At 73.8% G+C, this 15,814-nt stretch carries 13 protein-coding genes; 6 read left to right on the forward strand and 7 right to left on the reverse strand.

Annotated elements, in window-relative coordinates; translation table 11 throughout:
• The 3 genes from EAD96_RS19135 to EAD96_RS19145 all read right to left on the reverse strand — a co-directional run.
• Positions 1-1,557: serine/threonine-protein kinase (locus EAD96_RS19135; RefSeq protein ID WP_147457903.1), on the reverse strand; the 1,557-nt coding region annotated here is incomplete at its 3' end.
• Positions 1,558-1,637: 80 nt separating this feature from the next.
• A complete protein-coding gene (locus EAD96_RS19140; protein ID WP_233586008.1) occupies positions 1,638-2,963 on the reverse strand; it encodes a glycosyltransferase family 4 protein in 1,326 nt (441 codons plus the stop codon).
• A gap of 130 nt (positions 2,964-3,093) precedes the next feature.
• On the reverse strand, positions 3,094-5,037 hold the full coding sequence (locus EAD96_RS19145) for an amylo-alpha-1,6-glucosidase (protein ID WP_121685276.1): 1,944 nt from the start codon (positions 5,035-5,037) through the stop codon (positions 3,094-3,096).
• Between the two features lie 42 nt (positions 5,038-5,079).
• On the opposite strand from EAD96_RS19145, the gene EAD96_RS19150 reads away from it, so the two are divergent.
• Positions 5,080-7,800 carry a glucosidase gene (locus EAD96_RS19150; RefSeq protein WP_121685277.1) on the forward strand — a complete coding sequence of 907 codons (2,721 nt, stop codon included), beginning with the start codon at positions 5,080-5,082 and terminating at the stop codon, positions 7,798-7,800.
• A gap of 158 nt (positions 7,801-7,958) precedes the next feature.
• Here the strand turns inward: EAD96_RS19150 and EAD96_RS19155 are convergent, their stop codons facing one another.
• Positions 7,959-9,284: a hypothetical protein gene (locus EAD96_RS19155; RefSeq protein ID WP_233586015.1), complete on the reverse strand. Its 1,326-nt coding sequence runs from the start codon at positions 9,282-9,284 to the stop codon at positions 7,959-7,961.
• 138 nt (positions 9,285-9,422) lie between these two features.
• Here EAD96_RS19155 and EAD96_RS19160 point away from each other — a divergent pair, with 138 nt between their 5' ends.
• From EAD96_RS19160 to EAD96_RS19170, 3 genes are all read left to right on the forward strand, one after another.
• Positions 9,423-10,121 carry an HAD family hydrolase gene (locus EAD96_RS19160; RefSeq protein ID WP_121685278.1) on the forward strand — a complete coding sequence of 233 codons (699 nt, stop codon included), beginning with the start codon at positions 9,423-9,425 and terminating at the stop codon, positions 10,119-10,121.
• A 22-nt stretch (positions 10,122-10,143) separates the two neighbouring features.
• Positions 10,144-10,929, forward strand: coding sequence for a DUF4184 family protein (locus EAD96_RS19165; protein WP_121685279.1), 786 nt, complete (start codon positions 10,144-10,146; stop codon positions 10,927-10,929).
• Positions 10,930-11,316: 387 nt separating this feature from the next.
• Positions 11,317-12,018: a hypothetical protein gene (locus EAD96_RS19170; RefSeq protein ID WP_121685280.1), complete on the forward strand. Its 702-nt coding sequence runs from the start codon at positions 11,317-11,319 to the stop codon at positions 12,016-12,018.
• A gap of 12 nt (positions 12,019-12,030) precedes the next feature.
• Here EAD96_RS19170 and EAD96_RS19175 read toward each other — a convergent pair whose 3' ends face one another.
• The 3 genes from EAD96_RS19175 to EAD96_RS19185 all read right to left on the reverse strand — a co-directional run bounded on the left by EAD96_RS19175 (position 12,031) and on the right by EAD96_RS19185 (position 13,137).
• Complete coding sequence (locus tag EAD96_RS19175) at positions 12,031-12,312, reverse strand: SCO0607 family lipoprotein (RefSeq protein ID WP_233586017.1); 282 nt, start codon at positions 12,310-12,312, stop codon at positions 12,031-12,033.
• Between the two features lie 70 nt (positions 12,313-12,382).
• Positions 12,383-12,658 carry a hypothetical protein gene (locus EAD96_RS19180; protein ID WP_013287312.1) on the reverse strand — a complete coding sequence of 92 codons (276 nt, stop codon included), beginning with the start codon at positions 12,656-12,658 and terminating at the stop codon, positions 12,383-12,385.
• A 47-nt stretch (positions 12,659-12,705) separates the two neighbouring features.
• Positions 12,706-13,137, reverse strand: a complete 432-nt coding sequence (locus EAD96_RS19185; protein WP_120569044.1) for a hypothetical protein — start codon at positions 13,135-13,137, stop codon at positions 12,706-12,708.
• Between the two features lie 395 nt (positions 13,138-13,532).
• On the opposite strand from EAD96_RS19185, the gene EAD96_RS19190 reads away from it, so the two are divergent.
• Positions 13,533-14,816 carry an ABC transporter substrate-binding protein gene (locus EAD96_RS19190; protein WP_121685282.1) on the forward strand — a complete coding sequence of 428 codons (1,284 nt, stop codon included), beginning with the start codon at positions 13,533-13,535 and terminating at the stop codon, positions 14,814-14,816.
• On the forward strand, positions 14,813-15,814 hold the full coding sequence (locus EAD96_RS19195) for a carbohydrate ABC transporter permease (RefSeq protein ID WP_121685283.1): 1,002 nt from the start codon (positions 14,813-14,815) through the stop codon (positions 15,812-15,814). The genes EAD96_RS19190 and EAD96_RS19195 overlap by 4 nt, the downstream gene beginning before the upstream one ends.

Genomic DNA, 15,814 nt, shown 5'->3' on the forward strand with positions numbered 1-15,814 from the left:
CTCCGGGCCGGCCGGGCTGCCCGGGTCGACGAAGCTGGTGAGGACCGTCGGGCCGAGGCTGATCGGACCCGGGCGGGCCGGCCCCCTCCGGGGCGGCTCCGGAGTCGCGTCCGGGGCGGCCTGCTCCGGGTCACCGGGGCGTCCCCGTTCCGGGTCGCCGGCCCGGGCGCGATCCGGTGGCGCCGCCCGGCCCACCGCCGCCGACCGGCCGACCACACCCGAGCCGCCGATCCCGGCCGAACCACCGGCCGCGGCCCGGCCGTCGCCCCCAGTGGGACCGCCGACCGCACCCGAGCCTGCGACCGCACCCGAGCCGCCGTTGGCCTCGGCGCGACGGTTCGCATCCGGCGGGCCGCCCGGGGACGAGGGACCGCCTGCGTCCACGCGCCCGGCCGCCCCCGAACGGCCGGCCGGGGACGACGGGCTCCCCGCGTCCGCGCGGGCCGCCGGGACAGCGCGGCCGGCCGGTTCAGCGGCGCCGGCCGTGTCCCCGGACGGTGGCGCGCGGTCGCCCTCGGCGGGCGGGGCCCATTCGCTGCGCTTCGCCGCCCGGCTCCACGCGCGGGCGGCGGCGGCCGGCGGCATCAGGTCCGGGTAGATGCCGCCCGGAGCCGCCGGGTTCCCCGTCCCCGGTGACCCCGGCTCGTCACCCGCCGGACCGTCGGCATCTCGTCCGGCGGCCGGCCGGTCGGACGATCCGGCGGGGGCGCGTACCGCGGAGCCGGCGGCCTCCGCGTCGGCCTCCGACACCGCGGCGACGCCGAGCAGGCGCGCCGTCTCGCGGTGCCCGAGGCGGGTACGCGGATCGCGCCGCAGCAGCCCGGCCAGCACCGGCGTCAGCGGGCCGGCGTGCGGGGCCGGGTCGGGCGGCCGGGTGGCGAGCGCGGCGAGCGTGGCCATCGCGGTGCTGCGGGCGTACGGCGAGCGGCCCTCCACCGCGGCGTGCAGCGTGGCGCCGAGCGACCACATGTCCGCCTCGACGCTCGACACGCCCTCGGCGGCCCGCTCCGGTGCCACGTACTGGGGGGAGCCGAGGACCAGGCCGGGCCGGGTCATCGCGCCGTCGCCGCCCTCGAACACCGCCAGCCCGAAGTCGGTGAGCAGCACCCGCCCGTCCCGGGCCAGCAGCACGTTCGCGGGCTTCACGTCGCGGTGCAGCACCCCGGCGTCGTGCGCGGCGCGCAGCGCGGCGAGCACCGACAGGCCGATCTCGGCGGCCCGTCCGGGCGGCAGCGGCCCGTCGCTCTCGATGATCTCCTGGAGCGAGCGGGACGGGACGTACTCCATGATCAGCCAGGGCTCGCCCTGGACCCGGACCACGTCGTAGACCCGCACCACGTTGGGGTGGTTGAGGCGCGCGGACGTGCGCGCCTCGCGCAGCGTACGGGCGCGCAGTTCGTCCCGCTCGTTCTCGGCGAGCCAGTTCGGCGGCACGACCTGCTTCACCGCGACCTCGCGTTGCAGCTCCTCGTCGCGCGCCCGCCAGACCTGGCCCATCCCGCCGCGGCCGACCAGTTCGAGCAGGCGGTACCGCCCCGCGATCAATACCTCCCGCACCGCACTCCTCACCGCTGGTCAGTGGTCCACAATAGCCAACGGATCGGACGGTACCTATCGCCTGTCAGTGCGTCATGCCCCTAACCTGCCGCGCCGGCGAGCAGGTTGCCCTCCGGGACGGCGATCGGGGACCGGTCGCCGGCCAGCAGGGCGGTGGCCCGGCGGGCCTGGAACGCGTCGTGGTCGCGGCGGGCGGCGGCGTAGCTTCCGGCGGTCCGGGCGGCGATCGCGGACCAGGTGTACCGCCGGCTGACCATGGTCCGGGCCTTGCGCGCCACCCGCCGGGCGAAGACCTCGTCGCCGAGCAGCCGGTCGACGGCGCCGGCCAGCGCGTCCGGGTCGCCGTGCGGGAACGTCACGCCGGTCACGCCGGGCTCGACGATCTCGGCCAGCCCGCCGGTGCGCGCCACCGCGAGCGGTGCTCCGGCGGCCGCCGCCTCCAGCGCGATCATGCCGAACGGCTCGTAGAGGCTGGGGATCACAGTGGCGTCGGTGGCGGCGAGCACCGCGGGCAGCTGGGTGGCGTCCATGAAACCGGCGAACCGGACCGTGTCCCCCAGGTGCAGCCGCCGCGCCTGGTCGACCAGCTCGTCCTTGTACGGCCCGTCCCCGGCGATCACCACCCGCAGGCGGGGGTGCCGCTTCGCCAGGTGCGGCACGGCGTGCACCAGGTGCTGCACGCCCTTCTCGTAGACCAGCCGGCCGGCGTACCCGACGAGCGGCCCGCCCGCGGCGAAGCGCGCCCGGGCGGAGGCGACCGCGTGCGGCCGCGCCCGCCAGGCCCGGTCGTCGACGCCGTTGGCGACCACGTCGATGCGTCCAGCCGGTACGCCGAACAGCCGGGCCACCTGGTCGCGCATGTACCCGGAGCAGGCGATCACCCGGCCGGAGGCGTTGCTCAGCCAGTGCTCGACGCCGTGGATGGTGCGGTTCATCTCCTCGGGCAGCCAGCCCTGGTGCCGGCCCGCCTCGGTGGCGTGGATGGTGGTCACCAGCGGCACGTCGAGGTGCTCGGCCAGCGTGACGGCGGTGTGCGCGACCAGCCAGTCGTGGGCGTGGATGACGTCGTAGGCGCCGGTGGAGGCGGCGCGTAGCGCGGCCCGGGTCAGGGTGTGGTTGAACGCCATGGTCCAGGCCAGCAGCGATTCGGTGGCGAGGGGGAACCGGACCGGGTCCTCGGCGGCGCGGACGATGCGGACGCCGTCGGCGTACTCCTCCAGGGGAGCGCCCTCGGCGTGGCGGGTGACGACTGTGACCTCGTGCCCGGCGGCGGCCAGCGCCACGGACAGTGCGTGGACGTGGCGGCCGAGGCCACCGACGAGCACCGGCGGGTACTCCCAGGAGAGCAGCAGCACCCGCAGGCGCCGGGTGGGCTGGATGTCGATCACTTCGGCGTCAGCTGACACGCGGCCCCCTTTGAGTTGTGGCGTCCCCACCCCGGCGGCGGCGTCGCCGCGGTGTCCGGTGGGGTCGCCGCCCATCCTGCCCAGGGGTCGATAACCGGCGGCGACGCGCCGGTTGCCGGTCTGTAACGCGTTACCGGCGCATCCGCCGCGCGCGCAGCAGCTCGGCCACCGACCACGCCTGGAACGGGCATCCGGTGGCCGCGTGCGGTGCCGCGCCGTCGGCGGTCTCGCTCACCGAGCCCAGGCCGTCCTCGGCGAGGTGGCCCACGAGCCCCACCAGCAGGTCGTCGGTGGGCAGCCCGGCCCGGCGGTACGCGTCGAGCAGCGGCCCGGTCAGCCACGGCCAGACGGTGCCCTGGTGGTACGCGGAGTCCCGCTCGGCGGGCCCGCCCCGGTGCCGCCCGGTGAAGCCGGGGGAGTCCGGGGCGAGGCTGCGCGGGCCGAGTGGGGTGAACAGCGCCTCGGTGATCCGGCGCAGCGTGGCCTCGTCCGGCTCCAGCGGCGCGTGCGGCAGGGACCAGGCGAGCAGCTGGTTGGGGCGCAGCAGGTCGTCGTCGTGGTGCGCGGCCCCGCCCAGCGGGTACGCGGGCGCCGGCGCGTCGACCACGTCGTGGAGCCAGCCGGCCGGGGCGGGGAACCGCTCCCGGAACGCGGTGCCGGCCCGGCGGTGCAGGTCGTGCAGCGCGGTGGCGTCGCGCCCGGCCAGCTCGGTCAGCTCGGCGAGCCCGGCCAGCCCGTTGATCCACAGCGCGTTGACCTCGACCGGCTTGCCGGTACGCGGGGTCACCGGCACCCCGTACACCCGGGCGTCCATCCAGGTGAGCGCCACGTCCGGCGGGCCGCCCTGGGCCAGCAGCCCGTCGGCCGGGTCGACGCCGATGCCGTACCGGGTGCCCGCCACGTGCGCCTCGACCACGCCGTGCAGCGCGGGCAGCAGCTCGTCGCCCAGGTCGGTGTCGCCGGTGACTGTGACGTGGCGGTGGACCGCGTGCAGGAACCACAGCGTGGCGTCGACGGTGTTGTACTCGACCCGGCCGGTGTCGGCCGTGTTCGCCAGCATGCCCCCGTTCAGCGTGGCCGCGTACGCCCGCAGCAGGTCCCGGCCCTCGTCGGCCCGGTTCGTGCACAGGAACAGGCCCTCGTAGGAGATCATCGTGTCCCGCGACCAGGCCCCGAACCAGGGGTAGCCGGCGACCACGTCCGGGCCGGTGGCGGTGCGTACCACGAACGCGTCGGCGGCCAGCGCGAGCGTCGCCTCGACCGCGTCGCCGGGTTTCGCCGCCGCCACCACGGCCCGGCTGCGCCGCCGGGCCGCCTCGACCACGGCGGTCGCCGGTGGCGGCTCCTCGGCCAGGTCGTCCGCCCAGGCCAGCACCGACACGGTCGCGCCCGGCTCGTCAAGCGCGCCGGTGAACCGGCCCGCGTACCAGAGGTCCTCGTCCGGATGCAGGCCGCGCTCGGCCTCCGTGCGGTGGCGGACCCCGTGCCACCACTGCCCCTCCGGGGTCCAGTCCGGCCCGGCCAGGCGGTACGCGCCGTCGACCACGGCGCCGCCGGCCGCCGGTTCCAGCCGGGGCGCGGGGCCGTCGGCGCGCCGTTCGCCGTGCGCGTCGCGCCAGGTGCAGGCCGCGGCCAGGTCCAGCCGCACCGGGCCGCCGGAGATCAGCCGGTGCACCACCGCCACGCAGGAGCGGCCGTACGTCATGGCGATCTCCCGCTCGATCACCACGTCGCCGATGCGCCACCGCCAGCGCGGCACCCCGTCGGCGAGGTCGAAGTGCTCCAGCAGCTCGAAGCCGCGCGGGTCGACCACGCCGGAGGACCACTCGTGTGCGCCCAGACGGACCTGCCGCCCCGAGGGCAGCGTCACCGCCGGGTCGAGGCTCACCAGTCCCACCTTGCGGGACGCCGGCGTGTCAGCGGCCACCACGAGCAGCCCGTGGTACCGGCGGGTCCGCAGTCCGGCTACGGTGCCCATCGCGTACCCGCCGCGCCCGTCCGTGACCAGCCATTCCCGCGTGGCGGCGGCGGACAGCTCGCCGCAGACCTGCGGCCCGAAACGGATGTCGATCAACTTTCCTCCACCGGCAGCGAGGTGTGACATGCCACGGCGACAATGGCCGCTGTGGAGAAGTACCCCGGCGGCGTCGAAGATGTGCCAGTGATCACCGACCGGTCGACCTCCGCGTCCCCCGACCCCGAGCGGCACCGGCTCGCCCAGGCCGACGCCGGGGAGCAGGACTGGCGCGCATGGGGCCCCTATCTGTCCGAGCGGGCGTGGGGGACGGTACGGGAGGACTACAGCGAACACGGCACGGCGTGGGACTACTTCCCCCACGACCACGCGCGGTCCCGAGCGTACCGGTGGAACGAGGACGGCATGGCGGGCGTCTGCGACGACCGGCAGACGTTCTGCTTCGCGCTCGCGCTGTGGAACGGGCGCGACCCGATCCTCAAGGAGCGGATGTTCGGCCTCGGCGGCGACGGCGGCAACCACGGGGAGGACGTCAAGGAGTACTGGTGGTACCTCGACAGCACCCCGACGCACTCCTTCATGCGCTGGCGCTACCACTACCCGCAGGCCGCGTTCCCGTACGACGAGCTGGTCGCGGTGAACGCGCTGCGCGGCCGGGACGACACCGAGTACGAGCTGGTCGACACCGGCATCTTCGACGACGACAGGTACTGGGCGGTCACCGTCGACTACGCCAAGGCGTCCCCGACGGACATGTGCGTGCTGGTCACCGTGGCGAACCGGGGCGACGAGGACGCGACGCTGCACGTGCTGCCCACGCTGTGGTTCCGCAACACCTGGGCGTGGGGGCTGCCCGGCACCGACCGGATGCCGAAGCTGACCGGCGAGACGGCCGGGGAGCGGGCGGGCGCCCGGCTCGTCGGTGAGCACTGGGTGCTCGGCCAGCTCCTGCTGTCCGGCGACGGCGACCCGGTGCCGCTGCTGTGCGACAACGAGACCAACGCCGAGCGGCTGTGGGGGCTGCCGGGGCGGTCCGCGTACCCGAAGGACGGCATCAACGACCACGTGGTGACCGGCGCGGCCACCGTCAACCCGGACCGCACCGGCACGAAGGGCGCGCTGCACTACGTGCTGGACGTGCCGGCCGGTGAGCAGCGGCAGATCCGGCTGCGGCTGACCCGTACCGCGCCGCCGCCGGCCGCCGCGCCACCGGCCCCGGCCGACCTGGGCGACGGGTTCGACACCGTGCTGTGGGCGCGCCGGGCCGAGGCGAACCGGTTCTTCGACAGCGTCATCCCGGCCGCCGCCACCGCCGACGAGGCCCTGGTCGCCCGCCAGGCCATCGCCGGGCTGATGTGGGGCAAGCAGTTCTACCACTTCGACGTCGAGCGATGGCTGGCCGGCGACCCCGGCTCCGCGCCGCCGCCGGCCGGCCGCCGGCACGGGCGCAACAGCGCCTGGTGGCACATGAACAGCTTCGACGTGATCTCCATGCCGGACCCGTGGGAATACCCCTGGTACGCCGCCTGGGACCTGGCCTTCCACTGCGTCACCATCGCCCGGGTCGACCCGGGCTTCGCCAAGGAACAGATCCTGCTGCTGCTGCGCGAGTGGTACCTGCACCCCAACGGGCAGATCCCGGCGTACGAGTGGGCGTTCGGGGACGTCAACCCGCCGGTGCACGCCTGGGCGGCGCTGAAGGTCTTCGAGATCGACGGCTCCCGCGACCACGAGTTCCTCGCCCGGGTCATGCACAAGCTGCTGCTCAACTTCACCTGGTGGGTCAACCGCAAGGACACCGGCGGCAACAACGTCTTCGAGGGCGGCTTCCTCGGGCTGGACAACGTCGGCCCGTTCGACCGCTCGGCCGCGCTGCCGGTCGCCGGGACGCTGGAGCAGTCCGACGGCACCGGCTGGATGGCCATGTACGCGCTCAACCTGCTCGACATGGCGATCGTGCTGGCCGAGCACGACCGCGCGTACGTGGACACCGCCACCAAGTTCTTCGAGCACTTCGCGTACATCGCCGCGGCGGCGTACCACCAGGGGCTCTGGGACGCCGAGGACGCGTTCTTCTACGACGTGCTGCGGCTGGCCGACGGCACGAAGGTGCCGCTGAAGGTCCGCTCGGTGGTCGGGCTGCTGCCGCTGGCGGCGGTCACCCGGCTGACCGCCCGGACCATGCGCCGCCTGCCCGAGCTGGGCGCGCGGCTGCGGTGGTTCCTCACCAACCGCCCCGAGTACGCGGAGGTGATCGGCGCCCGCCGGCTCGGGCCGGACGGCCGCCAGCAGCGCCTGCTGTCCATGGTCGCCCCGGACCAGGTGGTGCGGCTGCTGGCCCGGATGCTCGACACCGACGAGTTCCTCTCCGAGTACGGGCTGCGCACGCTGTCCCGGGCCCACCTGGACAAGCCGTTCACGGTCACCCTCGGCGGGCAGGAGTTCAGCGTCGGCTACGAGCCGGCCGAGTCGACCAGCGGCCTGTTCGGCGGCAACTCCAACTGGCGCGGCCCGATCTGGATGCCGACGAACTTCCTGCTGATCAGCGCGCTGCGTGACTACGCCGCGTTCTTCGGCGACGACCTCCAGGTCGAGTACCCGACCCGGTCCGGGGTGAAGCGCACGCTCGACGAGATCGCCGACGACCTGTCCGCGCGGCTGATCTCCCTGTTCACCCGCGACGGCTGGGGACGGCGGCCCATCTACGGGGCGGCGCAGCTGTTCCAGACCCACCCGGACTGGCGCGACCTGATCTGTTTCCCGGAGTACTTCCACGGCGACAACGGCGCCGGCCTGGGCGCCTGGCACCAGACCGGCTGGACCGCGCTGGTCGCCGACCTGATCCTCACCTTGCGTCGCTGACGCGGCCGATCCTCACCTTGCGTCGCTGACGCGGCCGATCCTCACCTTGCGTCGCTGACGCGGCCGATCCTCACCTTGCGTCGCTGACGCGGCCGATCCTCACCTTGCGTCGCTGACGGGCGCGGGGCGCGGCGGGAGAACCGCCGCGCCCCGCACACTCACGGCAGCGGCAGGAACGCCAGCCGGGCGTGGTACTCCCCGGCCACCGTCACGGTGTCGCTGCCGACCCACAGGCCAGTGTCGGTGGCGTACAGCTCCTGGGTGCCGACGCCCCGGTCCTTGGTCGGGTTCCAGGGCAGCGCCTTGCCCGTGGCCGGGTGGATCGCCCCGATGCCCGGCCGGGACACCGCGCCCGGACCGGCCGAGTTCCGGCCCTGCGGGTTGTCCAGCCAGCGCTGGTGGCCCCCGACGTAGACCGCCGCGCCGGTCACCGCCACCGACAGCAGCGTGTCGCCGCCGGTGTAGTTGGCCCAGGCCGGCTGCTTGCCGCCGGTGGCAGTGCCGAACTCGAAACGCGCCGCGGTGTCGCAGAGCGTGCCCGGGAACGGGCCGCCGGTGGTGACCACCGCGAACCAGGTGCCGTCCGGCGAGATGTCGACGCCGCGCATGTAGACGGGCATCGTCTTCGCGCACTGCGGCTGGTAGCGGTCGGTGGCCCAGCCGGAGAGCGTGGCGCCGGCCGCGCTCAGGTCGGCGACGGCGATCTGGTGCCGCGCCACGCCCGCGACGCTGCTGAAGCCGCCCACGAACACCAGCCGCCGGCCGTCGGCGGATACGTCCAGCGCCTCGACCTTCACCGGCGCGGTGGCGCCGGAGGTGGTCTTGCGCGGACCGGCCAGGTTCAGGCTGACCGACGCGTCGGCCGCACCGGTGGTGGCGTTCACCGCCGCCAGCCCGCGCCGGGTCACCCCGCCGACGGTCTGGAACGCGCCGCCGACGATCAGCCGGTTGCCGACCAGGCGTACGTCGTTGACCTGGTTGTTCAGCGCCGGCGTGGTGAACCCGGCGACCCGGGCGCCGGTGGCCGCGTCGATCCGGGCCAGCCGGGACGCCGCCGTGCCGTTGACAGTGGTGAACGCGCCGCCGATGTAGAGCGAGCGGCCGTCCGGCGCGGCGGCGAGCGCCTTGACCGCGCCGTTGACCTGCGGCCGGAACGTGGTGTCGATCCGTCCGGTTGTCGCGTCGAGAGCCACCAGGCGGGGCATCGCCAGCTGGGCCGACTGACCGGCGTTGCGCACCTTGGTGAACGTGCCGGCCACGTACACGCGGTTGCCGATCTGGAGGATGCGGTGGACGGTGCCGTCCAGCGCGTGCGGCGTCCAGTCGACCGGGTTCGTGCCGACCACTGTGGTGTGTGCGGCGTTGACCGCGAGCGCCGGGGATCCCGGCAGCGCCGCGCCCGCGACGGCGAGCGTCGCGGCCACCGCGACGGCCGCGCGGCGCCGGCCCCGGCGCCCGGGTGGGTGATCGGGTGAGATCGTCATGGCGGAAGCATGCCGTCCCACCAGGGATTCCGCAGTCGGGTAGGCGCCGGTAACCGCCCGCCGACCGGATAATCCGCGTGGCCCGTCCGGCGACCGGGCAGTACGGTGTGCGAGGTCCGCGAGGGGGAGGGGGACGCGATGCCGTGGCGCCGGGACGCCGCCGTGCTGGTCTTCGACGCCGACGACACGCTCTGGGAGAACAACGTCCTGTTCGAGCGCGTCATCGACGACTTCCTCACCTGGCTCGACCACCCCACGCTGGACCGGGCCCGGATCCGTGCGGTGCTCGACGACATCGAGCGCGCGAACGCCGTCGCGCACGGCTACGGCAGCAAGGTCTTCCTGCGCAGCCTCGGCGAGTGCCTGGAGAAGCTGCGCGAGCGTCCGGCCACCGCGCGGGAGCGCGCCGAGATCGAGCAGCTCGCCGCCGCGCTGGTCGGCCACCAGGTCGAGCTGATGCCGGGCGTGGCCGAGACGCTCGACGACCTGGCCGGGCGGCACGAACTGCTGCTGCTGACCAAGGGCGAGCGCGAGGAACAGCAGCGCAAGCTGGACGCGTGCGGGCTGCTGCACCACTTCCGCGCCGCGCACATCGTGCCGGAGAAGGACGCGGACACGTACCGCTGGCTGGCCCGCGAGCACGCCTTCGACCCGGCCGCCGCCTGGATGATCGGCAACTCGCCGCGCTCGGACATCCTGCCCGCGCGGGCCGCCGGGATGAACGCGGTCTTCATCCCGAACGAGAACACCTGGGTCCTGGAGCACGACGAGCTGGACCCGTCCGACCAGCGGGTGATCCGGCTGGCCGCGTTCCCCGACCTGGTCCAGCACTTCTGACCGGGCCGGTAACGTCCGGGACGTGCCGCTGACCTTCCCGTCGCACCTGGCTCCGGTGCTGCCGCTGAAGCGGTGGCGGCCGGACTGGTTCGACGGGGTGGCGCTGTGCACCGGCGCGGTCGCGCCGGACGTCGGGTACCTGGTCACCGGCACGCCGCTGGCACTGAACCTGCGGACGCACACGCTCGGCGGGCTGCTCTGGTGGTGCCTGCCGGTCGCCCTCGTGTACGCCTGGGTCGTACGCCGCGTGGTCGCCGGCATCGCGGTGCACCTGCCCGCGCAGCGGTTGTTCGGCTGGCCCTGGTACGCGACGCTGGCCCGGGTCCGTCATCCCTGGCAGGTCACCGTCTGCTCGGCGCTCATCGGCGCGTTCAGCCACGTGGCGTGGGACCGGATCAGCCACAGCGAGCGGCTGCCCCGGCTGCTCGGCGTCTCCGACTTCCACGCCGTGACCGGCGTGTACTGGTACCAGTTCGCAGACCTGGTGGCCGGGATCGGCGGCGCGCTGCTGGTGGCCGTCCTGGCCGTGCACGAGGCCCGCCGCGGGCTGCGGACCGACGGCGTACGCGAACCGGCGCCGGAGGCGAACCCGAACGTGTTCTGGCGGGTGGCGCTGGCGGTCACCGGGCTCGGTGCGTTGCTGATGCCTGCGCTGCCGGCCGCCGGTGTGCCCGCCCCGGCGGGCGTACGGGCGCTGCACGTGGCCGCGCTGGCGCTCGTCGCCGGGGCCGTCGCGGCCCGGACCGTGCCGCAGCGGCCCGCCGGGCGCAGTCCGCGTCTCGAAGTCGAACAGCGTGAAACCGGCTGACCCCGTTACGCCGACATGCCGCAATTCCGCATAGACATCAATCACAACCGCAGCCGCCGGTCGTCGCTTGTCCGGCCTGCGCGGACGCGCCTAACCTGAGCCGGCGTCCACGCCTCGTCGGGGTGAGACGGGGGCGCACCGGAGTCCGGTGGTAAGAGCACCGTGGAGCTGAGTGCGGGCAGACCGGCTCGCCGTGCGGAACCCGGCGAAGGCGTCGTGCCACGCCTGCCGGTTCCCGCGGCGCAGACCGCTACCCAACCGGACGGCCGGGGTCAGGACCGGGGAGTTGCGGACCCGGTCCTGACCCGTCCGGCACCCCTCCACCGCCCGACGGATTCCGGTGGGACGCCTCTGGTGCGCGGGCCGGTCACGGAGCGACACTGAGTCATGACTCCTCAGCGCGTACCGCTGCTCGCCGGCCTGGTCGTGCTGCTCGCGGCGGCCTGCACGGCGACCGGCCACGACGGCGCGTCCACGGCGCCCACCACGACGGCCGCGGCGCCGTCCGCGCCGGCCGCGACCCAGGCGCCGGAGGCCACGCCCACCCCGCCCGTGCCGACCGAGGCCGCGTCGACCGCCGGATCCTGGCGCGTCACCTGGGGCTGGGCGGTGCCCGGCGGGCCGGTCCGGGTGGCCCACCGGGTACGCGTGCCGGTCACCCCGCCGCCCGGGGAACCGCTGCCCGTCCTGGTGGCGGTCGACGTCGGCGACCACCCGGCGGAGGGGTTCAGCCGGATCACGTTCGCCTTCCGTGGACCCACCCCGTCCTACGAGGTCGCCTACGTGCCGCAGGTCGTGACCGAGGGGCGGGGCGCGCCGGTCACGCTGCCCGGTACGGCGTACCTGTCGGTGCGGTTCGATCCGGCCCAGGCGCACGACGCCCGCGGCGGCCCGACGGCCGACCTGCCGCCGGCGGCGATCCGTTTCCCGACGCTGCGTGGATGGGCCGTGGCCGGCGACTTCGAGGGACACCTCAGCTTCGGGCTCGGCCTGCGACCGCCCGAGGGTGGCCGGCTGCCGGTGCGGCTGGGGGAGGGCGACCGCCCCGACGGCACCCACGTCGTCTCGGTCGACGTGCGGCGGAGCTGACGCGGCCCCGCCTCAGCGGTCGATGATGGTGTTGTTCTCGTCGATGCCGTGGGTACGCCAGTAGACGTCCCACTCGTCGTCGACGTGCTCCGGCTCCTTACCCTCCGGGTAGCGCACGTACGGCGGCGTCGGTTCCTCCCCGTCCGGCACGCAGGAGCTGCCGCCCTGCGGGCCGACCGCGATCACCGGGTACTCGTCGCCGCCGCAGATGCTCTGCCGCAGGGAACAACCGGTGGTCGCCATCAGCCCGGCCAGCCCGAGCACGGCAAGAACGATCATGATTCGAGTTCGCACGGGAGAATTCTCGTCGCCGCGGGCGCACCCGCCATCGGTACGCGTACTCAGATCGTGCGCCGTCGCCGGCTCAGGTCAGCTCGCCCCGCACGATCGCCACCGCCACCCGGCAGAACTCGTCCATGTCCGGCTGGAAGCCGGCCGCGATGTCCGGGTGCAGGCCGGAACGGGTCTCGTCGAGCAACCGACGGCAGACGTCCTCCACCGGCTCGCCCGCGTAGCCGGCGCGGACCCGGTCGGCGGCCGCCTGCAGGGCCGAGGTCAGCTGATCCTCCAGCGGGCCGCGCAGCTTCTGCTGCACAGGGTCGAGCCCGCTCGGATCGAGCGTGACATGTGGCTCCGACATCGGCACTCCCTTCCTCGGCGTCCGCGGTACCCCACCGCGGACGTCGGTCAAACCATCGTCGGTACGGCCGACACCCGGACCAAATACGAGAACTCCTCCGCCGGCTCCTCGGCGTACGACAGCCGGCGGATCTGCCGGTCGTCGGCCCAGAGCGCGACGTCGACCAGCACCCCGAGGTGGGCGAGGCCGATGGTGGAGACCCGCTTCTTGTCCTGGAGCACCGCGCACACGCCGCCCAGCAGCGTGCTGGCGTCGGAGGTGCGGTGCCCGGGCGGACAGCGCAGGGTCAGGTCCACCTCGACCGGCCCGGTCAGCGGGGTCCACCCGGTGCGCTGGGCCGCCGTGCAGGCGGCCTGGAGCAGGGTGCGGACCCTCGTCGCCTGCCGGTGCCCGGCGGCGAAGATGGACAGGGCCTCGGTCTTGACCGGGGGCAGGCCGCTCACCTCGAACGTCAGGGCGAGAGCGCGGGTGTCCTGCACGACGGCACCTCCTCGGGGGAATCCTGCCCAACCGGGGAACGGGCGCACGGCACTTCCCGTCAGAACCAACCGATCGGGCGGGCGATGGGGGACGGCCGGAGGCGCATCGGCGTCGACGGCGACGCGCCGGCTACGGAGCCAGCCCCACGCTAGTGCAGACCGCTGACGCTGGGTAGCCTCGCCGTTTCACTACGTGGGACGACGTGCGATCGCCCGGCCCGGTTCGTGCCGTCACCGTCACATGTCCGTGATGTTTCGCTCCGTCGCAGGTCGGGCACGTTCAGCCGCACGACACGCCCGGGGCGTCGGGCGATCGGGCCGATGCCCCGGTCGTCTCGCCGTGCACCGGGGCGCGGCTCACTCCCCGGTTCTTCGCCGAAGAGAGGGGGAGGGTGATGACGAGAGTCCCCGACACGGCCGCACGGCGGCCGGCCGGACGCGCGGCGGCGGCGGCCGCCGCGCTCGCGCTGGTGGCCCCGCTGGCCGCCTGCGGATCCGGCGGCGACGGCGGCGTCCCCACGATCAACCTGTACTACCCGCCCGAGCAGAACCTGCAGAAGGTGGTCGACACCTGCAACACGCAGGCGCAGGGGCGGTACCGGATCGACTACCGGGTGCTGCCGCGCGAGGCCGACGAGCAGCGGGTGCAGATGGTGCGCCGCCTCGCCGCGCAGGACAGCGGGATGGACGTGCTCGGCCTGGACGTCACGTGGACCCAGGAGTTCGCCAGCGCGAAGTGGATCCGGGAGTGGACCGGCGAGGACAAGGCCGAGGTGGAGCAGGGCACGCTGGCCGGCCCGCTGGACACCGCCCGGTACGAGGACAAGCTCTACGCCGCGCCCAAGAACACCAATGTGCAGCTGCTGTGGTACCGGTCCGACCTGGTGTCGCAGGCGCCGAAGACCTGGGACGAGATGATCTCCGCCGCCCAGCAGCTCAAGGAGCAGGGCAAGCCGTACCAGGTGCTCACCATGGGCGCCCAGTACGAGGGCCTCGTGGTCCTCTACAACACGCTCGCGGAGAGCGCCGGCGGCAAGATCCTCAGTGACGACGGCAAGAAGGCGGAGATGGACGCCGGCGCGGTGCGCGCGCTCGACCAGCTCAAGAAGTTCGCCACGTCGGGCGTGACCTCGCCGTCGTTCAGCAACGCGCTGGAGGACCCGGTGCGGCTGGAGTTCCAGTCCGGCAAGGGCGCGTTCCAGGTGAACTGGCCGTTCGTGTATCCGGCGCTCCAGGAGGCCAACCCCGAACTGGCGAAGAACGTGAAGTGGGCCCGGGTGCCGGGCATCGACCCGGGCACCCCCAGCAAGGTCACCATCGGCGGGGTCAACCTGGCGGTCAGCACCTACTCGAAGCACCCGGAGGAGTCGTTCGAGGCGGCCCGCTGCCTGCGCAACGCCGAGAACCAGAAGTTCTCCGCCGTCAACGACGGCGTGCCGCCGACCATCGAGGCCGTCTACGACGACCCGGAGATGACCGAGGCGTACCCGATGAAGGAGACCATCCTCGAGGAGCTGAAGGAGCCGGCGGTCCGGCCGCTGACCCCGGCGTACCAGAGCATCTCCACGGTGATGTCGGCGATCCTGTCGCCGCCGTCGGCGATCCGGCCCGAGCAGACCGCTGACGAACTGCGCAAGGCGATCTCCGACGCGTTGGAGTCCAAGGGAGTTCTGCCATGAGCGTGAACGCCACGCCGGCCGGCGCGCAGGCCGCCGCCGAGGCCGAGGCCGAGCAGCCGGGCGGCCGGCACGCCGCCGTGCCGGAACAGCGGTCCCGGCGCGGCTCCCGTGCCCCGCTGAGCGAGAACAAGCGCGCCGAGCGGCGCCTCGGCTGGCTGCTGTGCGCGCCGGCCGCGCTGGTCATGGTGCTGGTCACCGCGTACCCGATCCTGTATTCGGTCTGGCTGTCGCTGCAGCGGTTCGACCTGCGCTTCCCCGACGAGCGGGAGTTCGTCGGGCTGGAGAACTACGTCACCGTGCTGACGAACGACTTCTGGTGGACCGCGTTCGGGGTGACCGCGCTGATCACCGTGGTCACCGTCGCGATCGAGCTGGTGCTCGGCATGGGCCTGGCGCTGATCATGCACCGGACGCTCGTCGGCCGGGGCATCGTGCGCACCGCGGCGCTGATCCCGTACGGCATCGTCACGGTGGTCGCGGCGTTCTCCTGGCGGTACGCCTGGACGCCGGGCACCGGCTACCTGGCGAACCTGTTCGACGGCAGCGCCCCGCTGACCGAGCGGGCCAGCTCACTGGCGATCATCATGCTGGCGGAGATCTGGAAGACCACCCCGTTCATGGCGCTGCTGCTGATGGCCGGGCTGGCGCTGGTGCCGGAGGACCTGCTCAAGGCGGCCTCCACCGACGGCGCGACGGCGTGGCAGCGGTTCACCAAGGTGATGCTGCCGGTGATGAAGCCGGCCATCCTGGTCGCGCTGCTGTTCCGCACGCTCGACGCGTTCCGGGTCTTCGACAACATCTTCGTGCTCACCAACGGCGGCAACGAGACGTCGTCGGTGTCGATGCTCGCCTACAACAACCTGATCCGGGGCCTGAACCTCGGCATCGGCTCCACGATGTCGGTGCTGATCTTCATCACCGTGGCGATCATCGCCTTCGTGTTCGTGAAGCTGTTCGGCACCGCTGCCCCGGGCAGCGACGATGGGGAGAGGCGCTGA

It is taken from the genome of Micromonospora sp. BL1 (assembly GCF_003667485.1).
GTDB classification, from domain to species: Bacteria; Actinomycetota; Actinomycetes; order Mycobacteriales; family Micromonosporaceae; genus Micromonospora; species Micromonospora tulbaghiae.